The 18997-nt window shown below is 34.6% G+C and carries 17 protein-coding genes; 6 read left to right on the forward strand and 11 right to left on the reverse strand.

Features of this window, described 5'->3' with window-relative positions; all coding sequences use genetic code 11:
• Positions 1-71: 71 nt before the first annotated feature.
• Positions 72-470, reverse strand: a complete 399-nt coding sequence (locus UMM65_RS05295) for a c-type cytochrome (protein WP_321975444.1) — start codon at positions 468-470, stop codon at positions 72-74.
• Positions 471-629: 159 nt separating this feature from the next.
• On the opposite strand from UMM65_RS05295, the gene UMM65_RS05300 reads away from it, so the two are divergent.
• A complete protein-coding gene (locus UMM65_RS05300) occupies positions 630-1382 on the forward strand; it encodes an SDR family NAD(P)-dependent oxidoreductase (protein WP_321975445.1) in 753 nt (250 codons plus the stop codon).
• A gap of 142 nt (positions 1383-1524) precedes the next feature.
• On the opposite strand, the gene amaB is transcribed toward UMM65_RS05300, so the two are convergent.
• From amaB to UMM65_RS05325, 5 genes are all read right to left on the reverse strand, one after another.
• Complete coding sequence (gene amaB / locus UMM65_RS05305; protein WP_321975446.1) at positions 1525-3078, reverse strand: L-piperidine-6-carboxylate dehydrogenase; 1554 nt, start codon at positions 3076-3078, stop codon at positions 1525-1527.
• 214 nt (positions 3079-3292) lie between these two features.
• Complete coding sequence (locus UMM65_RS05310; RefSeq protein WP_321975447.1) at positions 3293-4678, reverse strand: outer membrane beta-barrel protein; 1386 nt, start codon at positions 4676-4678, stop codon at positions 3293-3295.
• 2 nt (positions 4679-4680) lie between these two features.
• Positions 4681-5223 carry an RNA polymerase sigma factor gene (locus tag UMM65_RS05315; RefSeq protein WP_321975448.1) on the reverse strand — a complete coding sequence of 181 codons (543 nt, stop codon included), beginning with the start codon at positions 5221-5223 and terminating at the stop codon, positions 4681-4683.
• 12 nt (positions 5224-5235) lie between these two features.
• A complete protein-coding gene (locus tag UMM65_RS05320; protein WP_321975449.1) occupies positions 5236-5649 on the reverse strand; it encodes a hypothetical protein in 414 nt (137 codons plus the stop codon).
• A 70-nt stretch (positions 5650-5719) separates the two neighbouring features.
• Entirely contained in the window at positions 5720-6937 is a 1218-nt protein-coding gene (locus UMM65_RS05325) for a serpin family protein (RefSeq protein WP_321975450.1), read from the reverse strand.
• Positions 6938-7008: 71 nt separating this feature from the next.
• Between UMM65_RS05325 and UMM65_RS05330 the strand changes: the two genes are divergently transcribed.
• Entirely contained in the window at positions 7009-7983 is a 975-nt protein-coding gene (locus tag UMM65_RS05330; protein WP_321975451.1) for a LuxE/PaaK family acyltransferase, read from the forward strand.
• 266 nt (positions 7984-8249) lie between these two features.
• Here UMM65_RS05330 and UMM65_RS05335 read toward each other — a convergent pair whose 3' ends face one another.
• Positions 8250-8900, reverse strand: a complete 651-nt coding sequence (locus tag UMM65_RS05335; protein ID WP_321975452.1) for a TetR/AcrR family transcriptional regulator — start codon at positions 8898-8900, stop codon at positions 8250-8252.
• A gap of 246 nt (positions 8901-9146) precedes the next feature.
• Here UMM65_RS05335 and UMM65_RS05340 point away from each other — a divergent pair, with 246 nt between their 5' ends.
• The 3 genes from UMM65_RS05340 (at position 9147) to UMM65_RS05350 (ending at position 13347) form a co-directional block, all read left to right on the forward strand.
• Positions 9147-10721, forward strand: coding sequence for a serine hydrolase (locus tag UMM65_RS05340; protein ID WP_321975453.1), 1575 nt, complete (start codon positions 9147-9149; stop codon positions 10719-10721).
• Positions 10722-10820: 99 nt separating this feature from the next.
• Positions 10821-12044 carry a DNA cytosine methyltransferase gene (gene dcm / locus UMM65_RS05345; protein ID WP_321975454.1) on the forward strand — a complete coding sequence of 408 codons (1224 nt, stop codon included), beginning with the start codon at positions 10821-10823 and terminating at the stop codon, positions 12042-12044.
• A 1-nt stretch (position 12045) separates the two neighbouring features.
• Positions 12046-13347 (forward strand): phospholipase D-like domain-containing protein, encoded by a 1302-nt coding sequence (locus UMM65_RS05350; RefSeq protein ID WP_321975455.1) that lies wholly within the window; start codon positions 12046-12048, stop codon positions 13345-13347.
• Between the two features lie 49 nt (positions 13348-13396).
• Here the strand turns inward: UMM65_RS05350 and tyrS are convergent, their stop codons facing one another.
• Positions 13397-14692 carry a tyrosine--tRNA ligase gene (tyrS, locus tag UMM65_RS05355; protein ID WP_321975456.1) on the reverse strand — a complete coding sequence of 432 codons (1296 nt, stop codon included), beginning with the start codon at positions 14690-14692 and terminating at the stop codon, positions 13397-13399.
• A gap of 210 nt (positions 14693-14902) precedes the next feature.
• Here tyrS and UMM65_RS05360 point away from each other — a divergent pair, with 210 nt between their 5' ends.
• On the forward strand, positions 14903-15937 hold the full coding sequence (locus tag UMM65_RS05360; RefSeq protein WP_321975457.1) for an NAD-dependent epimerase/dehydratase family protein: 1035 nt from the start codon (positions 14903-14905) through the stop codon (positions 15935-15937).
• A gap of 123 nt (positions 15938-16060) precedes the next feature.
• Here the strand turns inward: UMM65_RS05360 and UMM65_RS05365 are convergent, their stop codons facing one another.
• The 3 genes from UMM65_RS05365 to UMM65_RS05375 form a co-directional block, all read right to left on the reverse strand.
• Complete coding sequence (locus UMM65_RS05365; protein WP_321975458.1) at positions 16061-16444, reverse strand: DUF4296 domain-containing protein; 384 nt, start codon at positions 16442-16444, stop codon at positions 16061-16063.
• A 93-nt stretch (positions 16445-16537) separates the two neighbouring features.
• On the reverse strand, positions 16538-17890 hold the full coding sequence (locus UMM65_RS05370) for a dihydroorotase (RefSeq protein WP_321975459.1): 1353 nt from the start codon (positions 17888-17890) through the stop codon (positions 16538-16540).
• Positions 17891-18099: 209 nt separating this feature from the next.
• Positions 18100-18819 (reverse strand): polyprenol monophosphomannose synthase, encoded by a 720-nt coding sequence (locus UMM65_RS05375; RefSeq protein ID WP_321975460.1) that lies wholly within the window; start codon positions 18817-18819, stop codon positions 18100-18102.
• Between the last annotated feature and the right edge of the window lie 178 nt (positions 18820-18997).

The following is an 18997-nucleotide window of genomic DNA, read 5'->3' on the forward strand; positions in this document are numbered from 1 at the left end:
AGGTAATGTGATGCTGAAACGAGCCTGCCCGTCGGCAGATAGGTTCAGCATGACGAACATATTCAGAATTCCTATTTCAATGTTCTCACATAATTAACAACATCCCAACGTTGTTCTTCCGTAAGGATAGGTCCCCATTTAATCATATCGTTTCTACCATTGGTAACTTTCCAAAAAATTTCACCATCGGCTTGTGATTGTACCATGCTGGAAGTTAAGTTTTGTGGCTTGGGGCTCAATGCTTTTCCACCAATACCATCGCCTTTACCTTCTGTACCATGACAAATCATACAACGGGTCTTAAAGATTTTTGCTCCTCTTTTGATAGATTCCGCTTTATCAGCTGAACTAACAGGGTTTTTAAGATCTTTAGCTCCTTCAGGGGCTTTCCAACGGTCTTCTTGCAGTGTAAAGCTCATAAAGCCCACTAAAATCGTTAAACCTAATATATAAAGTAATTTTTTTTTCATAATTTATTTATTAACTAGTTGATTTTTATAATTTTATCATACCACATAAGACAAATTTCATACCAAAATAGGCACTAAAAGTATAAAACCGCTTCCATATAGAAACGAATTTTGGCAATAAATATTCTAAAAAACTTAGGATTTGCTTAATTTTAAAGCATGAACAAAACAGCATTTATTACGGGAGCAACAAGTGGAATAGGGTTAGCGACCGCCCATGAACTCGCCAAAAACAACATAAAGTTAGTTCTTTGTGGAAGACGTAAAGAACGTTTGAAAACCATACAAGAAGAGTTGGAGCAAAAAACCGAAGTTTGTACCCTTAATTTTGACGTATCTGACAAAAAAGCAGTTTCTGAGGCCATAAATTCGCTTCCAGAGGATTTTAAGCGTATAGATATACTCATAAATAATGCGGGAAACGCACATGGGTTAGATCCAATCCATGATGGTAGCTTAGAAGATTGGGATGCAATGATGGACATCAATGTAAAAGGATTACTTTACGTCAGCAAAGCTATTATTCCACAAATGGTTGAACGGGAAAGTGGACATATTATTAATATTGGTTCATCGGCAGGCAAAGAGGTTTATCCTAAAGGAAATGTTTATTGTGGCAGTAAGCACGCCGTTTTAGCGATTACAGAAGGTATGCGGATTGACTTGAACCCCTATGGGATTAAAGTCGGAGCTATTAACCCAGGATTGGTAGAAACAGAATTTTCTCAGGTACGTTTTAAAGGAGATGCTGTTGCAGATACCGTTTATAAAGGTTATAAAGCCTTACAAGCAGAAGATGTTGCGGAAATTATTTATTTCGCAATTTCGAGACCTCCACATGTTAATATTGCTGATCTACTCGTGTTTTGCACTGCACAGGCAAGTAGTACAATTGTTAAAAAGACACTTTAGTTAGGAAAAATCCCCTTTCAATTCTAGGGTTTTTCCCCTTGACTGGTTTTTCTAAATGAATGAAGTTTGTACTACTATTTTCCAATTTGAGATAGGCCTTGTTTCTCCCGAAAAAATCGGCACTGAAACAAGGCTTTTTTTGTTACAAGTCGAATTTTATCCCTTGTGCCAAAGGCAAGTCTTCCGTGTAATTAATTGTATTGGTCTGTCGTCTCATATAGACTTTCCACGCATCAGAACCCGATTCGCGTCCGCCCCCCGTTTCTTTTTCACCACCAAAAGCACCACCTATTTCGGCACCAGAGGTGCCAATATTTACATTGGCAATACCGCAATCTGAACCAGCATGTGATAAAAACCGTTCGGCTTCGCGTAAGTTATTGGTCATAATAGCAGAAGACAATCCTTGAGCCACTTCATTTTGAATTTCTATGGCATTTTCAACACCTCCTGAATACTTTAATAAATACAAAACAGGTGCAAAAGTTTCATGTTGCACGATTTCAAAATGAGGTTTTGCTTCGGCAATGGCAGGTTTTACATAACAACCACTTTCATAACCTTCGCCGGAAAGTACACCGCCTTCAATGACCAGTTTTCCACCTTCTTCAACCACCTTTTTTAGGGCTTGTTGGTACATCTCAACCGCATCTTTATCAATTAATGGCCCAACATGGTTGTTTTCGTCCAACGGATTGCCGATTCGCAGTTGTTTATAAGCATCTACAATAGCATTTTTAACTTTATCGTACACACTTTCGTGGATAACAAGTCTTCTTGTGGAGGTACAACGTTGTCCAGCGGTGCCCACAGCTCCAAATACAGCTCCAATAACCGTCATTTTAATATCTGCATCTGGTGTAACGATAATAGCATTGTTTCCTCCTAATTCCAATAAAGACCTACCTAATCTTTTAGCCACTTCTTGAGCTACGATTTTTCCCATTCGGGTAGAACCTGTTGCCGAAATTAAAGGCACACGTTTATCTATCGTCATAAACTCGCCTACCTTATAATCACCGTTTATTAAGTTACATATTCCTTCTGGTAAATCATTAGCTTTAAAAACCTCAGCGGCTATATTTTGACAAGCAATGCCACACAAAGGTGCTTTTTCAGATGGTTTCCATACACAAACATCGCCACAAACCCATGCTAACGCTGTGTTCCAAGCCCAAACGGCAACGGGAAAGTTGAATGCGGAAATAATACCCACAACACCCAAAGGATGATATTGATCATACATTCTATGTCCGGGACGCTCACTATGCATGGTAAAACCATGTAATTGTCGTGATAAACCCACAGCGAAATCGCATATATCTATCATTTCCTGAACTTCGCCCAGCCCTTCTTGGTAGCTTTTGCCCATTTCATAAGAAACTAATTTGCCCAAAGCCTCTTTTTTCTCCCTTAATTTATCACCAAATTGTCTAACAATTTCACCACGTTGTGGTGCTGGTTTTGTACGCCAAGATTTAAAGGCATCAGTTGCGGCTTCCATAACTTTTTCATAATCGTCAGCCGTGGTCGTTTTAACTTTGCCAATCAATTGTCCATCTACTGGAGAATACGACTCTATAAAATCACCATTACTAAAGTTATTTGAACCTGTTGAAGTTCCGTCATTTATGTCTTTTACGCCCAATTTTTCAAAGGCTTCTTTTATACCAAAATCTTTTGCTATTGCTATCATTTTACTATTATCTATTTAACAGCTAATTTACGAAATATAAATTATGGAAAAGAATATTAAAAAGGTGGTTTCACAAAGTTTTAATCAAGATTAATAATAACTATTACAAGAAAAAATGAAAGATCCTGCTTTTCAGCCGAACAAACAAAAAAGTCGAGCAAAAAGCTCGACTTTAAAGCTATATTTGGCAACCAACCAAATATAAATTAACCAACTAAAACCTAAAATTTAACCCCGCGTAAACACCAAAGAAATAGGGTTTGAATCCACCTGAATTTTCAGAAAAAGTATTCAATTGATATTTAAGCATGGGTGATGCGTTTATGTATAAATTCGGACTGAGATTGTAATTTACATCAAGCCCGACGTTTCCACTAAAGTTTAAATCGTTAAGGTTAGATGCTTCGCCCAGAGAGGTTTTTTTACCAAAAGAGGTAATGGAGACATCATTATCGTATAAAAAATACGTACTAAACCCGCCCACTACATTTACACCTAATTTTTTTTGAACAATAGCATATTTTGCTTCTAAAGGCACCTCAACATAACTAAAAGACTGGTCTAGACTTCCGTTACTATCAAATGGAGAACGTTGGCTAAAAGTTTCCGAATTTTGAGCAGCCGTTGACGAAACTTGCAATGTTGCCCCCATATCCGAATTGATATTCGTTTTAGAATTATCTAACAAAGCAGAGGAAGCAATTACCGAAACATTTTCGGTAGCGTAGCCTAAATCAACATTCTGAATACCAGACTGCAAACTGAATTTATCAGAAATTTTATAATTTACCTTTAAACCGTAAGAAATTGAATTATTACCGGTTTTGGTATTATTTGCCAAAGAAGGGTCAATAGGCGAACCTTTACTTGAAGTATTCAGATAAACGGGACCAATAGTGGAACCAATTGACCATTTTTTATCGTTTATATTCGTAATTTTATCTTCTGTGTTTTGCTTTTTCAGTTCCTCTATTAAATCCGTTTTTTTAGCGTTTTTATCTTCTGCTTTTTCTGAGATAGCAACTTTAGTTTCTTCAACATTTTGTTGCCGCTCTAAAATTTTAAGTTGATTTTCAGCTTTATTTTCTTGTTGTTCAACCGGTTTTTGTTGAGATGCTATTCCTTCATTATTTTCAACTATCTCATTGATTTTTATATTTTCCTCAATAACATTGTCCTTTTTATTGCTCGAATTCTTTTGGTTCGGTTGCTGGGTTGTAGTAATAAAGGTTTTATCGTTTTGTTTCTGGTTCAAATTATCAGAATCATCATCCTTTTCAGAGTCTTTTGTTTTCTCATCATCAGAAGATTGATTTTCTTTTGTCAACTCATCATTTTTATCTGTGTCGGTAATAATGTTTGTGTCAGGAATAGCTGGTTTTGTGTTATTATTATTGGCGAAATACCAATATCCGGCAGGAATTAAAAGCAACAGAATTGCCGCTGCACCAGCTAAACGCAACCACAGCGGTATAATTCTTCTCTTCTTCTTTTTCGTAAGTTCGCTCTCAATGCCTTTCCATACATTGGGATCAGGAAAAACTTCATAATCTTTGAATTTTTCTTGAAATAATCTGTCTATGTTCTTATTGTCACTCATTGTTAAAGTGCTTCGTTTTTGTTTAGTTGATCGGCTTCTATTTTATTTCTTAATATTACCCTAGCTCTTGATAAATTTGATTTTGATGTACCCTCGGAAATATTCAGCATTTTGGCAATTTCCTTGTGCGGATAACCGTCCAATACATACAAATTAAACACCATTTGATACCTTTCCGGTAACTCTTGTATCAGTTTTAGTAAAAAATCTAACGATATTTCGTCATCCTCTATTTCTACTTCAACCTCAACATCCGGTATTTCTTCATTAACTAGGCTTAACACATTTTTTTTTCTATAAGTCTGTAACGCCGTGTTAATAATTATTCTTTTTAACCATCCTTCAAAAGAACCTTTGAACTGGTATTGTTCAATTTTATTAAAAATGGTAATAAATCCTTCGTGTAAATTGTCTTGGGCTTCTTGGTAATTTTTAGAATATTTCAGGCACAACCCAAACAATTTACCAGCATATAGCTGGTAAATTTGAGACTGGGCTTTAATATCATTTTGCTTACAGCTATTTATGAGCTCTTTTAAACTCATTATTCAAATTGGTTAATTTATTACCGGTACAACAACATCTTCAAAAATATCGTTACCGTCGTTATCTTCTCCTTTCCAAAATCTGAAAGTATAATCTTGTTGTTGTGCTACATTTACCACAAATTCATGTTCTTTTGGAATAATTGCCTCCGTACAAGCAGCTTTTGTATCTACAATTGCAGTTATTGCAACAATTCTTGATGTACCTTCTTGTTTATAATATAAATCATAAAAACTATGGCAGCCATCAGGTAGATCATATTCTACTTTTATGGTGTAAGACATACCAAATTCAAACTCTGCGGGTACAACCGCTTCCTTAATCGGTAATGATTTTAAAACAAGATTTTGATCGTTATCGTCACCTAGCTTACATGAAACCGACGTAACAGCGACCAAAAAGATTATTAAAATTTTTTTAATCATAATACTAATTTTTTTTTTATTACTTATGCTAAAGATGTATGGTTTGCATTAAGGTTGCGTAAATTTAAGCTTATTCGTATTCGGGCAGACCTACTTTGCCAATAAAACAAATAGAGTTTGTGTTTTTTTCGGTAATTAAGAACAGAAAAGGTCTATTTAACATTAATTGTATGTTTTGTCCAGCAGATGTGGTTTCAATACCAACTGCAGTTACGGCTGCCGCTTCTGTACCCTTTTCGTTTACTTCTATAAAGGTTTTTTGTTTTACAAAAGAAATTTTGGTGGGTCTATCGCTTAATCCGCTAAAATCTGCGGCATCAGTAAAAGCTACGCCCAATCCTAAATTTTTAAGGGCATCGTTTAACATTGTTTCATAATCAAAAGTAAATTTTGGCATACTTAGAGAAACTCCGGCCTCATAATATTGACCGAGCCAACTATCCCAGCTCTCTTGATCCATTTTTGCACTGATATCTGAAACATTTTTTCCTTCATTTGGTATAAACAACATCATTTTGTATTTGTCATTTTTATATGGTAAAATAACCGATGAAAATAGATCATTGGACAAAAAAGATAAATCCTGTTCCATATTCATCATGTCCACATCTGCTGCTGTTCCATTTTCAGGATAAAATGGTTGTTTGTGCGTGTTTTCTTCCTTAAAAGTATATTTCCAATCGCTTTTAAAGTACAGAGCATTTATAGCGAATAAAACCATTCCAGGGTCAATAGCATCAATAATAGTAGGTATTTTCTGTTGGGTTTTATCGGCAACCCAATTATTGATAATATCAACAGATTTAGGGTCTTTAAAATCTAAACTCTCAACTTTTGCATCATAAAATTGCTTGTTTAAATCGACAAAATTATCCTTTACGGGAAAATTGTTTTCAATCCACAAAGAATTGGCAATATTAAATGTAGATCCAGAGCTATTGTCCGTCAACTGATCAATTATATTTTGATTTACCAAATTAACTTCCTCTAAAGAAGCATCGCCGTAATTAAAAACAGTATTAAATGCACTTTTTGTTTCGTTTTCGGCTCCGTTATAGACCATACCCAAAGCCAACGATGCACTTACTGGCGAAATCATAAAATTTGCCTTAGTTTCTTCATTTGCAACCTGTTTAAAGAGATCAAAAGCAAATTTGTTATTGGACTCTACAATTTCTCCACTTTTAGCTATGGAATTAAAATCGGGCAATGGCTCGTCAGTTTCCGATTCGCACGAAAATAATACCAAGGTTAGAAAAATTAAAGAAAATAAATGGCGTCTATTCATTGTTTGATTGTTTTAATTTTATACCAAGATGATTACTATAGAAAAAGGTTGCTTAATTTTGTCAGAACTTTATGGATCAAAATAAAATTTTTAACATCCAATCTCAAGAGGATTTTACCGCTCTCGCTTTATCTGTTTTTAATCATCAATTTAAAAACAATAAGGTATATCGTGCATTTTGTACGTTGTTGAATATGTATTCTAGCGATGTAAGGTCCATTGAAGAAATTCCGTTTTTGCCCATTCAGTTTTTCAAATCACACAGCATAATTTCCTCAACGTATGCTGTTCAACAAATATTTACCAGTTCAGGTACCACAGGAACTACCACGAGTAAACATCAAGTAACCGATATTTCTTTGTATGAAAAAAGCTACTTAAGTGGTTTTGAACATTTTTATGGAAATATTGAAAACTATACAGTTTTGGCCCTACTTCCCTCCTATTTGGAACGTGATGGTTCTTCGTTGATTTATATGGTTGATGACTTGATAAAACGGTCAAAAAAAACTAAAAGCGGATTCTATTTGGACAATTTATCAGCATTAAATGAAACCTTAAATGATTTGGATGAAAAGGGAGAAAAGGTTTTGCTAATTGGTGTTTCTTTTGCTTTGTTGGATTTGGTTGAAAACTATACTTTCAACCTAAAAAACACCATTGTTATGGAAACTGGCGGTATGAAAGGTCGTCGTAAAGAATTGATTAGAAATGAATTGCACGATATTCTAAAAAACGGTTTTGGAGTTGACCAAATTCATTCTGAATATGGAATGACCGAATTATTAAGCCAAGCCTATTCCAAAGGAAACGGTATTTTTAACACACCGCCTTGGATGAAAGTTTTAATAAGAGACACCGAAGATCCGTTACAACTATTATCCAACAAGAAAACCGGTGGTATTAATGTTATTGATTTGGCTAATGTTAATTCCTGTTCATTTATAGCTACACAAGATTTAGGAAAAGTCTATAAAGACGGAAGTTTTGAAGTGCTTGGCAGGTTTGACCATTCTGATGTTAGAGGGTGTAATTTGTTGGTTTAGGTACGAAGTACGAGGAAAAAAGGTACGAAGTTAAAATTGATTAACAATTTTTGGGGTTTTTAAATGACTTTTGGGGTTTTCGCTGTGAGTATTGTCCCCTTGTGCCTCCACTAAAGCTTTAGCGACACGCGGTGAGGGGACTTTAGGGGTGTTTTCATGTAGTTTTAATTAAATATAGAGGAGTTCAACCGCTATGAAAACAATTTACACGTGATAGTTTCCTCCCCTAATAAGAGGCTAGTCCCGATAGAGCTATCGGGGAGCTATTAACTGACCAACTGATACCGTCTAACACCGCTATCTGATTCGGTTGTCTTTAAAGTATCCAAATAATTCTTAAACTGTTCTATATAATTGTAAAATATACTTTTGTCGTTGGTAATTCTTTTCATGGTTCTAACGCCTTCTAAAGAACTAATGATAAACTCTGCCGCAGGTTCGGTATTGATATGACGGTTTAAATATCCATCGTCAATGCCTCTGTATAGAAAATTAATCAAAGCAACTTTCCATTCGTTCATAATGTCTTTCAATTGCAATTGCAAATCATAGTCATTTGCTTCATGGCTTAAATCGACAATGAAATTGATTAAAGGACTGCCTAAATTAAGGTGTAACGATTTATCGTTGATCAATCTCTCTTGCAATAAATCGCCAAGTATAAATATCGGATTTCCACGTTCAGAAAGCGGTTCAATAAAATCACTATGAATTTCCTTGCTCACTTTTTCTTGAATAATAGCCTCCACAAAATGATGCTTATTTTCAAAATGATAATAAAAAGCACCTTTGGTTAAACTCACTTCTTTTATTATGTTGTCAATACTTATTGAATGATACCCATAGGTATTAATTAACTCATAACCTTTGTCTATTAATTTTTGTCGGGTCAGTTTACGTTTTATTTCTTGTGTCATTTTCCACTTATTTTAAATTCCTATTACATTTATAGAACAATTTTGAGGGTGAAATTCCTACTTTAAATGTGATAAAGTCTTAAAAGCCCGTAAATACTGGGCAGTTGGATTTACTTAGTTTTTATTTTAATAATTAACTGAAATTCAATAATTTAAATTCATAATAATACCGCCTAGTATTTTATTCATTTGCTTCGCAATAAATTTTAAACTAGCTTCGTGTGTGTAATTCAACTATTTATAGCCATGAAAAAAACAATTTTCCTAACCCTATCAATTGTCTATTTAGTAATCTCACAACCACTTTTTAGCCAAAGCTATTCTTCAACACAAATAGACTCAATTGTTAATAAAGCAATGTCCGTAATGCCGAATGCAGGGATTGCTGTTGCCGTTGTAAAAGACAATAAAATAGTCCACATGAAGGGATATGGCGTTAGTTCTGCTAACAATAATCAGAAAGTTGATGAAAACACTTTGTTCGCCATTGCATCCAATTCTAAAGCTTTTACAACAACGGCATTAGGTATGTTGGTTGATGAAGGCAAACTGAACTGGTTAGATAAGGTTGTAGATTATATTCCCGAATTTAAAATGTACGATCCGTATGTAACGGAAAATTTTAATATCCAAGATTTATTAACGCACAGAAGCGGTCTCGGACTCGGAGCGGGTGATTTAATGTTTTTCCCCGATGGTTCAGACTTTACCGTTAAAGATGTATTAAACAGTTTTCAATATCAAAAACCAGTTTCAGCTTTTAGAACAAAATACGATTATGATAACCTGCTCTATGTTGTGGCAGGTGAAGTGGTGGCTAGGGTTAGTGGAATGCCTTGGGCAGAATTTGTAGAAACTAGAATAATGAAACCTTTGGGTATGCAAAAATCTGTTGGTGTTTACCAACGTTTAAAAGACAAAAGCAACGTCGCTTTTCCACACGCAACGGAAAACGGTAAACTCAAACAGCTCAAACATTATACAAAAAACGACGAATCTTTAGGGGCAGCAGGTGGCATCTATGCAAGCGTTAACGATTTAAGCAAATGGCTTATCATGAACCTAAACAACGGTGCCTATGGTAAAGATGATGAAAAACAACTCATTTCCAAAAAAAACCATGCCGAGCTTTGGAAGCCGCATACAAATATTGGATTCAACGTAGTGCCAGAACCACCTTACAAAACACATTTTAATGCGTATGGGTTGGGTTGGCGACTTAATGATAAAGCTGGTTATGTAGTGGTAGAGCATACCGGCGGTTTACCGGGAATGCTGTCAAGAACCATTCTTATTCCTGAACTAAAATTGGGTATTGTGGTACTTACCAATACTGACTCTGGAGGTTATGGTTTTTGGACCGTTCCCAATACAATTATGGATGCTTATTTAGGCGTTGAAAAGAAAGATTGGATAACAGAGGTATCAGATAGGCTTCAAAAAAATAATACGGAAAGTGATTCCATTACCAAAGCCGTTTGGGAAACAGTTGCTAATGCAAAATCCAATCACGTTAATAACTCCAACTTCGTAGGTACTTATAAAGACAATTGGTTCGGTAACATCAAGATTTTTGAGAAAGACAATAAACTTTGGTTTACATCTTTACGATCGCCTAAACTTACAGGTAAAATGCACTTTTACCAAGCCAATACTTTTGCCATTAAATGGGATTACCAAGATATGCCAGCAGATGCGTTGGCGATGTTTACGTTGGATGAAAATGGAAAAGCCATTGCCATAAAAATGAAAGGAATTTCGCCAAATATTGATTTTAGCTATGATTTTCAGGATTTGGATTTAAGGAGGGTTGGGGAGTAAGTTTAGTTTTTTTGAAATGCTATTGCATTCCATAATTCCTAAAATGTTTGAAAATAAAATAAAAATTGTAAGTTTGTTACAATTAATACTATCATCAAATTGAATTCCACAAAAGAGAAAATTAGTATAGAAGAATTTGATGGCAAAAACTATCAAATCAAAGTTATTGAACCCAATGACAAGGCTATTTTAACTCATTATTTGCACAATTATAAAAATGGAGTATCAAAACACTATAAAAATATTGGTGAAAAGGTTTTAAGTCTTTTTGTTGAATACAAACAGAATGTAGAGAAAAGTTCAATCGCCTCAGAGGACGCATTGCAACAATTACTTTTTGAAGTTGAAAATGTTCCGTTTCCTACGCCTAAAAATTACACTTTTAAATTCATTGATTTGTTTGCAGGTATTGGAGGTTTTAGATTGGCATTACAAAATGTTGGTGGAAAATGTGTTTTTACAAGCGAGTGGGAAAAAAGTGCTAAAAAAACCTACAGAGAAAATTTTGGGGAAATCCCTTTTGGAGATATAACAAAAGAAAGAGTCAAAGATTTTATTCCACAAAATTTTGATGTCCTATGTGCTGGTTTTCCTTGTCAAGCATTTTCAATTGCAGGATATCGAAAAGGTTTTGCTGACACCAGAGGAACATTATTTTTTGATATTGAGCAAATTATTGAAAAGCATAGGCCAAAAGTCGTTTTTTTAGAAAATGTAAAAAATTTAGTTTCTCACGATAAAGGAAATACTTTTAAAACTATAGTTTCAGTACTAGAGAAAAAATTAGGTTATAAAGTTTATTCAAAAGTTTTAAACTCAATGACCCACGCAAATATTCCTCAGAATAGGGAAAGAATATTTATTGTAGCATTTGACCCCCACCAAGTTACTAATTTCGCTAATTTTAAATTTCCTGCGAAAGTTAAATTAACCAAAACAATACATGATATTTTAGAAAAAGAGAAACAGGATGAAAAACTTTATTACAAAAAAACTCATGCATATTATAAAGAATTAGATAAAAATATGCTTTCTAAAGATACTATTTATCAATGGCGTAGAGTTTATGTAAGAGAAAACAAAAGTAATGTTTGTCCTACCCTAACTGCAAATATGGGTACTGGAGGACACAATGTGCCATTAATAAGAGATAACTATGGTATTAGAAAATTAAGCCCCAAAGAATGTTTTTTGTTTCAAGGATATCCAAAAAATTATGTATTGCCCAACCTTGCAAATAGTAAACTTTACATGCAAGCTGGGAATTCAGTTACTACGACTTTAGTTGAAAGAATTAGCAAAGAAATCATAAAAGTCATTTGATATGGGTGTATGGGAGAAGTACTCAATTGAACAAAGGGATGAATACGTCAAGTTTTTACAAGTTTATGGTTCTTTAACGAACTTATTTCGACAAAAAAAAGGAGATTTAATCCCTTATCTTGATTCAAAATATCAAGAAACGATATTTGCAAAATCATTTAAAGGTAAAAATGTAGATATAGGAAATACACCTCATGATATTTTATCAGTTTTTGGAAATGTAAGGGTTGGAATAGGTTTGAAAACATGGATGGGGAGTAAACCGTCATACCAAAAAGTGATGCAACTTAAACGCTATCAGGATGAAATAAATGAATTCCGTAATGACAAAGAGGGCTTAGCATATAAAATTTCAGAAATTAGAAATGAAAAAATGTTAAGTGACTACGAGCGACTTGGTTTAATAGAATCAAATAATATTTATCATTATGTTACACGAGACAAAGGTCGTTTTACAATTAACGAATGTGCCTATCCTTTAATAAATCTCAAAAATTTAAATGATTTCAAAGAAACCAAAACAGCTTTAAGTTGGTCTGATGGTAATAAGGATTATAAATATACTTTTGGGGATTCACAAATATGGCAAAAATTTGACTCAGCTAAATACGAAAGCCTATTACTAAAAACGTTTGACGTAAAAATCATTGAAGACCCTTTTTCCTTTCTACTAGAGGCTTACCTGACAATAATTGATAATCCAGAAGAAATTGAAGAAGATATTATTGAAGTATATTTACCCTTATATTCATACAGAACCAAAGAAGTCGAAGAAAAGTCAGGTTTAAATGCTTGGAACGCAGCATCTAAAACTAAAAACAGTAATACTCCTAGACCATTAAATGAAGTATACATTCCTATACCACGGCAGTTTCACAAAAAATATCCTAATTTTTTTGTAAAAAACATATTCGACTTTGAAAAAGAAAAAGAAAATTTTTTAGGGAATAAAAAAAATAAACCTGAAATCCGTTTTTATTTACAACTACCTAACGGTAAAAAAATTCCTTCTTTAGTTACGCAAAGCAATATGAAGGGTTTACAATCGGGCAGTAATACCGAATTTGATGAGAACGGGAAAAGATACGGACAGTCAGCATTGGGGCAATGGTTATTAGTAGATGTATTAGGTTTAAAAGAAAGAAAATTAGTTACTCTAGAATGGTTACACAAAAAAGGAACAGATTCTGTCCGTTTATGGAGAAAAAAAGATAATTATTCAAACATTAATATAGATTTTGCCCCAATTGGTGCATTTGAGGCATTCATGAATGGCGAACCAATTCCTCAAGAAGACGAATAATGAAAGAGTTTGAATGAAATTGCCATAACTTTTATGCATTTTTCTCAACCTACACCACCCTCAACAAAAAATAATTCTTTTTCCCTCTCTGTAACAACACAAACTTATCTGCAATTAAATCAGCAACAGAAAGATTATAATTTTCATCAATCTTTTCTTTATTGACTGAAATAGAATTCTCTTTTAACGCCCTTCTAGCTTCACTATTCGATTTTAAAAATCCTGATTTTTCATTGAGTGCAGCAATAATATCAATACCATTTTCAAAGTCGGTTTTAGCAATTTCAGCTTGTGGTACGCCTTCAAAAACATCTAAAAAGGTTTTTTCATCCAAACTTTTTAAATCTGCAGAGGTTGACTTTCCGAACAGTATATTCGATGCCTTTATGGCGTTTTCCAACGCTTCTTTAGAGTGTACCATCATGGTAACTTCATTTGCAATGGTTTTTTGCAAAATTCGCATATGAGGATGATGCTTGTGTTCTTTTATAATTTCATCAATGGTGGGTTTGTCTAAAAAAGTAAATATTTTAATATACTTTTCAGCATCTTCATCCGAAGCGTTTAACCAATACTGGTAAAATTTATAAGGAGAAGTGCGTTCAGCATCTAACCAAACATTTCCACCTTCCGATTTTCCGAATTTGGTACCATCGGCTTTGGTAATTAAGGTACAGGTAATCGCATATGCCTTTCCTTGCACTTTACGACGAATGAGTTCTGTTCCTGTAGTAATATTACCCCATTGATCAGATCCGCCCATTTGTAGTAAACAGTCTTTCTCTTTATATAAATGCAGAAAATCGTATCCTTGAATAAGTTGGTACGTAAACTCGGTAAAACTCATCCCTTCTTTGGCTTCGGGATTCAGTCTATTTTTTACCGAATCTTTCGCCATCATGTAATTTACGGTAATATGTTTACCGATATCTCTGGCAAAATCTAAAAAAGACAAATCTTTCATCCAGTCATAGTTATTGACCAGTTCAGCAGCATTTTCAGCACCAGATGTAAAATCTAAAAACTTTGACAGTTGAGCTTTAATTCCATTTACATTTTTGGTTAATGTAGCTTCGTCCAATAAGTTCCGTTCGTTCGATTTTCCTGAAGGGTCGCCAATCATTCCCGTTGCTCCTCCAACCAAAGCAATAGGTTTATGTCCAAAATTTTGAAAATGTTTTAAAATTATTACTGGCACCAAACCACCAATATGTAAAGAATCTGCTGTTGGGTCAAATCCGATATAGGCTGATGTCGTTTCTTTATTCAATTGATCTTCCGTACCTGGCATAACATCATGCAATAAGCCTCTCCAACGTAATTCCTCAACGAAATTATTAGTCATAATTGTAAAATTTTGGGCAAAGATAGGGAAAAGTCCGAAGCTGGAAGGCCGAAGACAGAAGTAAAAAAACCCCTCCGCCCACAATATTTCTCCATAATTTAAAATCTCATTTGGGCACCTCCCCTTGAAAATAAGGGGAGGAGTTTTTGCCTACTGCTAAAAAGAAAAATTATACGCTATCAAGTGCCAATTATTAGCTAATTTAGGGGCATGATTTTAGTTACTGGAGGTACTGGTTTGGTGGGTTCGCATTTGTTGTTCGTTTTGTCAAAACAGGGCGAAAAAATTGTGGCAATCCATAGAAAAAATAGCGATTTAGATGCTGTTAAAAATGTATTCTCCTACTATTCATCTGATTTTAAACAGCTTTTCAGCTCCATAACGTGGGTTGAAGCAGATATTAATGATATTCCCGCTCTAACCAATGCTTTTATCGGGATAAGCAAGGTTTATCATAGTGCAGCAATGATCTCATTTAGTAGTAAAGACTACAGGAAAATGCGAAAAATAAATATTGAGGGCACTGCAAATATTGTAAATCTATGTATTGAAAATAATGTTGAAAAGCTTTGTTTTGTCAGTTCTGTTGCCGCGGTTGGCAAACCTTTATCGGGAAAAGACCTACTTGCCGGCATGGCAAGCATAAACGAAGAGAACGAATGGAATGTAGCCGATAATAATTATGGGTATGCCATAACAAAACACGGAGCGGAATTAGAAGTATGGCGTGCGGGCCAAGAGGGTGTGGATGTAGTTATTGTAAATCCTGGGGTAATTTTAGGTTCAGGATTTTGGCAATCAGGTTCAGGTAAATTATTTGATAAAACCTATAAGGGGTTTCCGTTTTATACCGAGGGAATTACCGGTTTTGTGGATGTTAGGGACGTCGCAACTATTATGATTCAACTGATGGACAGCTCCATAAAAAACGAACGTTACATATTGGTCAGCGAAAATGAATCGTTTAAGAATGTTTTCTTTGCCATTGCAGATGCTTTAGGTAAAAAACGGCCCTCAATAAAGGTTACAAAGCTTTTAAGCGGTATCGGATGGCGTATTAATTGGGTGCTCAGCAAGTTTTCTGGCAGAACAGCGATAATTACTAAACAATCGTCCAAATCGGCTCATAACACTTATAATTATTCCAACAAAAAAATAAGTGAAGCCCTTGATTACGAGTTTATTCCTTTAGATGATACTATAAAAACTGTTTGTAAAAATTACATAAAAGACAAAGGAGTTTAAAGCCCCTTTGCCCTTTGGGCATTTCCCCTCAGGGGAAATTATCGCAACTTCTATTAACGATAGAGTATTAAAACTCACTCGCTTGTGGAGAGGGCTAAACCCGATAACTATCGAAAGAGACTTCTATTCAACATCCTCCATTGATTGCTCAATTATTGAGTCCAATTCCGTTTTTGGCTGGTAAATTTCTTTTTGGGTTTCCAATCTTTTTTTAACCTCTTCGAACATTTTCTGATAATCATCTACTTTTGAAGTATAATAGAAATTACTTTCGCTAAATTGGACACTGTCTATTTTATGTTTTTCAAAAACCAAGGGTAAATAATTGATGTTTTTTCTTAAATCTTTCGTTTTTACGGACCTGGCTCCTCTTGCAATATAAATGTCGGTCCAGATATCTACCATTTTATCTTGCTCTATTAAATTATCTGGTTTCTTATAAATAGTCTTGCTGGTACAGGATGCTGCAAACGTGATAGTTATGAGTATATATATTAGTTGTTTCATTTTATGTAATGTTAACAAAATTGGAACATGGAACATAGAGAAAAGAGAATAGACTTTTTACCCTGTTTTTATCTGTTTTCTCTGTTCTATTTTCTAATCTCCATTATTTTTTCGATTAAAAGTCAATTGCATACCTCTACTATCATTGTCAAACTTTCCTCGGTTATATACCAAGTTTCCGTTTACGAACGTATGTGTAATTTCGGAATTAAAAGTTGTGCCTTCGAACGGTGACCAACCACATTTGTATAAAATTCCTTCTTTTGTGATGGTTTGTGATGACTCTAAATCTACCAAAACCAAATCCGCAAAATAACCTTTTCTGATATACCCTCTTTTTTCTATTTGAAATAAAATTGCTGGATTATGACACATTTTTTCAACCAACTTCTCCAAAGATAGAATTCCATGACGTGTGGATTCTAACATCGCCAATAATCCGTGTTGTACCAATGGGCCACCGCTTGGTGCTTTGGTGTAAACTTGTGATTTTTCTTCCAGCGTATGTGGAGCGTGGTCTGTGGCAATGACATCTATTTTATCGGTCAACAAGGCCTTCCAAAGTCCTTTTTTATCTTCTTTGGTTTTAATGGCCGGATTCCATTTAATCAATGTTCCTTTAGTTTTGTAGTACGAATCGTCAAACCACAGATGATGTACACAAACCTCAGCAGTAATCTGTTTTTCTTCTAACGGAATATCATTTCTGAACAAAACTGTTTCCCGTGCTGTTGAAAGATGAAAAACATGTAATCTCGCCCCTGTTTTTTGAGCTAAAGCAACGGCCTTGGAAGATGAAATATAACAAGCCTCTTCACTCCTTATTTTTGGGTGGAAATCCATGGGGATATTATCACCATATATGGTTTTTGCACTGGCTAAGTTATCTTGGATGGTAATTTCATCCTCACAATGTACGGCAATCAGCATTTTGGTTGAAGAGAATATTTTTTCAAGTACTTTTTCATCATCTACCAACATATTGCCTGTTGATGAACCTAAAAACAGCTTAATCGCTGCCACTTTATTAGGATCTGTTTTTAACAATTCTTCTAAATTATCATTGGTACCACCAAACATAAAAGAATAATTGGCATACGAAGTTCTTGCAGCAATATCAAATTTATTCTGTAATAAAGTTTGTGTTGTAGCTTGTGGTACGGTATTGGGCATTTCTATAAATGAGGTTATACCTCCTGCAACAGCCGCTTTACTTTCAGTAGCAATAGTTGCTTTATGAACTAAGCCTGGCTCTCTAAAATGCACTTGATCATCAATAACACCGGGCATTACATATTTGCCCAAACCATCTATAATTTTTGTATTTGCGGAAATAGTATCAATTGTACCGACCTCTGCAATCAGTTGATCTTCAATCAAGATGTCACCAAGGGTAATTTCGCCCTCGTTAATAATTTTCACATTTTTTATTAGCGTTCTGTTCATTTTTAACTAATTTTTATTCTTGACTCCCGACTTCCAAAAATCATTATTCATAACTAATTTTCTTTTTAATAATTTTACATCCTCTAAAATTTATTGCGTCGTTCGTTCAGACCTACAAGGTCTTGGAGACCTTGTAGGTCAACAAAACCCCGAATAAAATCGGGATGATTTACTACTGACCGATCCCGATAACTATCGGGACTGCCAACTCACTTAGGCAACCCTTTCATCCTCATTTTTATTACTCCAAAAATCGCTTCGCCAATTATGGAACTGTCCATTTTCGATTTGCCCAATGCCCTATCCGTAAAAATAACGGAAACTTCCTTAATGTTAAAACCGTGTTTCCAGGCTTTAAATTTCATTTCAATTTGAAACGCATAACCCACAAATTTGATTTTATCTAAATTTATGGTTTCTAGCACTTTGCGTTTATAACAGACAAAGCCTGCTGTGGTATCGTGTATGGGAATCCTTGTGATAAATCGTACATATTTAGTGGCAAAATAGGACATTAAAACCCTGTTCATAGGCCAATTAACCACATTTACCCCTTTTGAATAACGTGAACCGATAGAAACATCAGCACCGTAATCATAACATGCTCGGTAGAGTCGAATAAGATCTTTGGGGTCATGTGAAAAATCCGCATCCATTTCGATAATATAATCGTACTTTTTAGCCAAGGCCCATTTAAAACCATGTATATATGCAGTTCCAAGGCCGGTTTTATCTTTTCTCTTTTCTAAAAGCAATCTATTCGGAAACTGTAATTGCAAGTCTTCTACAATAGAAGCGGTAGCATCCGGAGAATTATCGTCAACCACCAATATATCAAATGCCTTTGGAAGGGAAAATATAGCCTTAATGATATTCTCTATATTTTCTTTTTCGTTAAATGTGGGTATAATAACTAATGCGTCTGACATCTAAATCATTTAATCCGCAAAGGTAGAAGATATTTCTTATAATTAAATTACATCAAAAATTTAAGTACTTAAAATATAGTTAAATTTTAAATAGGCCAAAGAGAATAAACTATCTGACCGCATTGTATTTTTTTGCAATAACTGCGACTATTCCAAAAAAATATGCCTTGCATCTAAT

The sequence above is a fragment of the Aureibaculum koreense genome (assembly GCF_034296135.1).
In the GTDB taxonomy this organism is placed as follows: domain Bacteria; phylum Bacteroidota; class Bacteroidia; order Flavobacteriales; family Flavobacteriaceae; genus Aureibaculum.

Bases quoted from the DNA above. Each gene is read 5' to 3' on its own strand.
- UMM65_RS05375 (WP_321975460.1), bottom strand. From the start codon at position 18,819: ATGTCAGACGCATTAGTTATTATACCCACATTTAACGAAAAAGAAAAT.
- UMM65_RS05325 (WP_321975450.1), bottom strand. From the start codon at position 6,937: ATGAATAGACGCCATTTATTTTCTTTAATTTTTCTAACCTTGGTATTA.
- UMM65_RS05330 (WP_321975451.1), top strand. From the start codon at position 7,009: ATGGATCAAAATAAAATTTTTAACATCCAATCTCAAGAGGATTTTACC.
- UMM65_RS05365 (WP_321975458.1), bottom strand. From the start codon at position 16,444: ATGAAACAACTAATATATATACTCATAACTATCACGTTTGCAGCATCC.
- UMM65_RS05340 (WP_321975453.1), top strand. From the start codon at position 9,147: ATGAAAAAAACAATTTTCCTAACCCTATCAATTGTCTATTTAGTAATC.
- UMM65_RS05370 (WP_321975459.1), bottom strand. From the start codon at position 17,890: ATGAACAGAACGCTAATAAAAAATGTGAAAATTATTAACGAGGGCGAA.
- UMM65_RS05335 (WP_321975452.1), bottom strand. From the start codon at position 8,900: ATGACACAAGAAATAAAACGTAAACTGACCCGACAAAAATTAATAGAC.
- tyrS (WP_321975456.1), bottom strand. From the start codon at position 14,692: ATGACTAATAATTTCGTTGAGGAATTACGTTGGAGAGGCTTATTGCAT.
- UMM65_RS05310 (WP_321975447.1), bottom strand. From the start codon at position 4,678: ATGAGTGACAATAAGAACATAGACAGATTATTTCAAGAAAAATTCAAA.
- UMM65_RS05320 (WP_321975449.1), bottom strand. From the start codon at position 5,649: ATGATTAAAAAAATTTTAATAATCTTTTTGGTCGCTGTTACGTCGGTT.
- UMM65_RS05295 (WP_321975444.1), bottom strand. From the start codon at position 470: ATGAAAAAAAAATTACTTTATATATTAGGTTTAACGATTTTAGTGGGC.
- UMM65_RS05350 (WP_321975455.1), top strand. From the start codon at position 12,046: ATGGGTGTATGGGAGAAGTACTCAATTGAACAAAGGGATGAATACGTC.
- UMM65_RS05315 (WP_321975448.1), bottom strand. From the start codon at position 5,223: ATGAGTTTAAAAGAGCTCATAAATAGCTGTAAGCAAAATGATATTAAA.
- UMM65_RS05360 (WP_321975457.1), top strand. From the start codon at position 14,903: ATGATTTTAGTTACTGGAGGTACTGGTTTGGTGGGTTCGCATTTGTTG.
- amaB (WP_321975446.1), bottom strand. From the start codon at position 3,078: ATGATAGCAATAGCAAAAGATTTTGGTATAAAAGAAGCCTTTGAAAAA.
- UMM65_RS05300 (WP_321975445.1), top strand. From the start codon at position 630: ATGAACAAAACAGCATTTATTACGGGAGCAACAAGTGGAATAGGGTTA.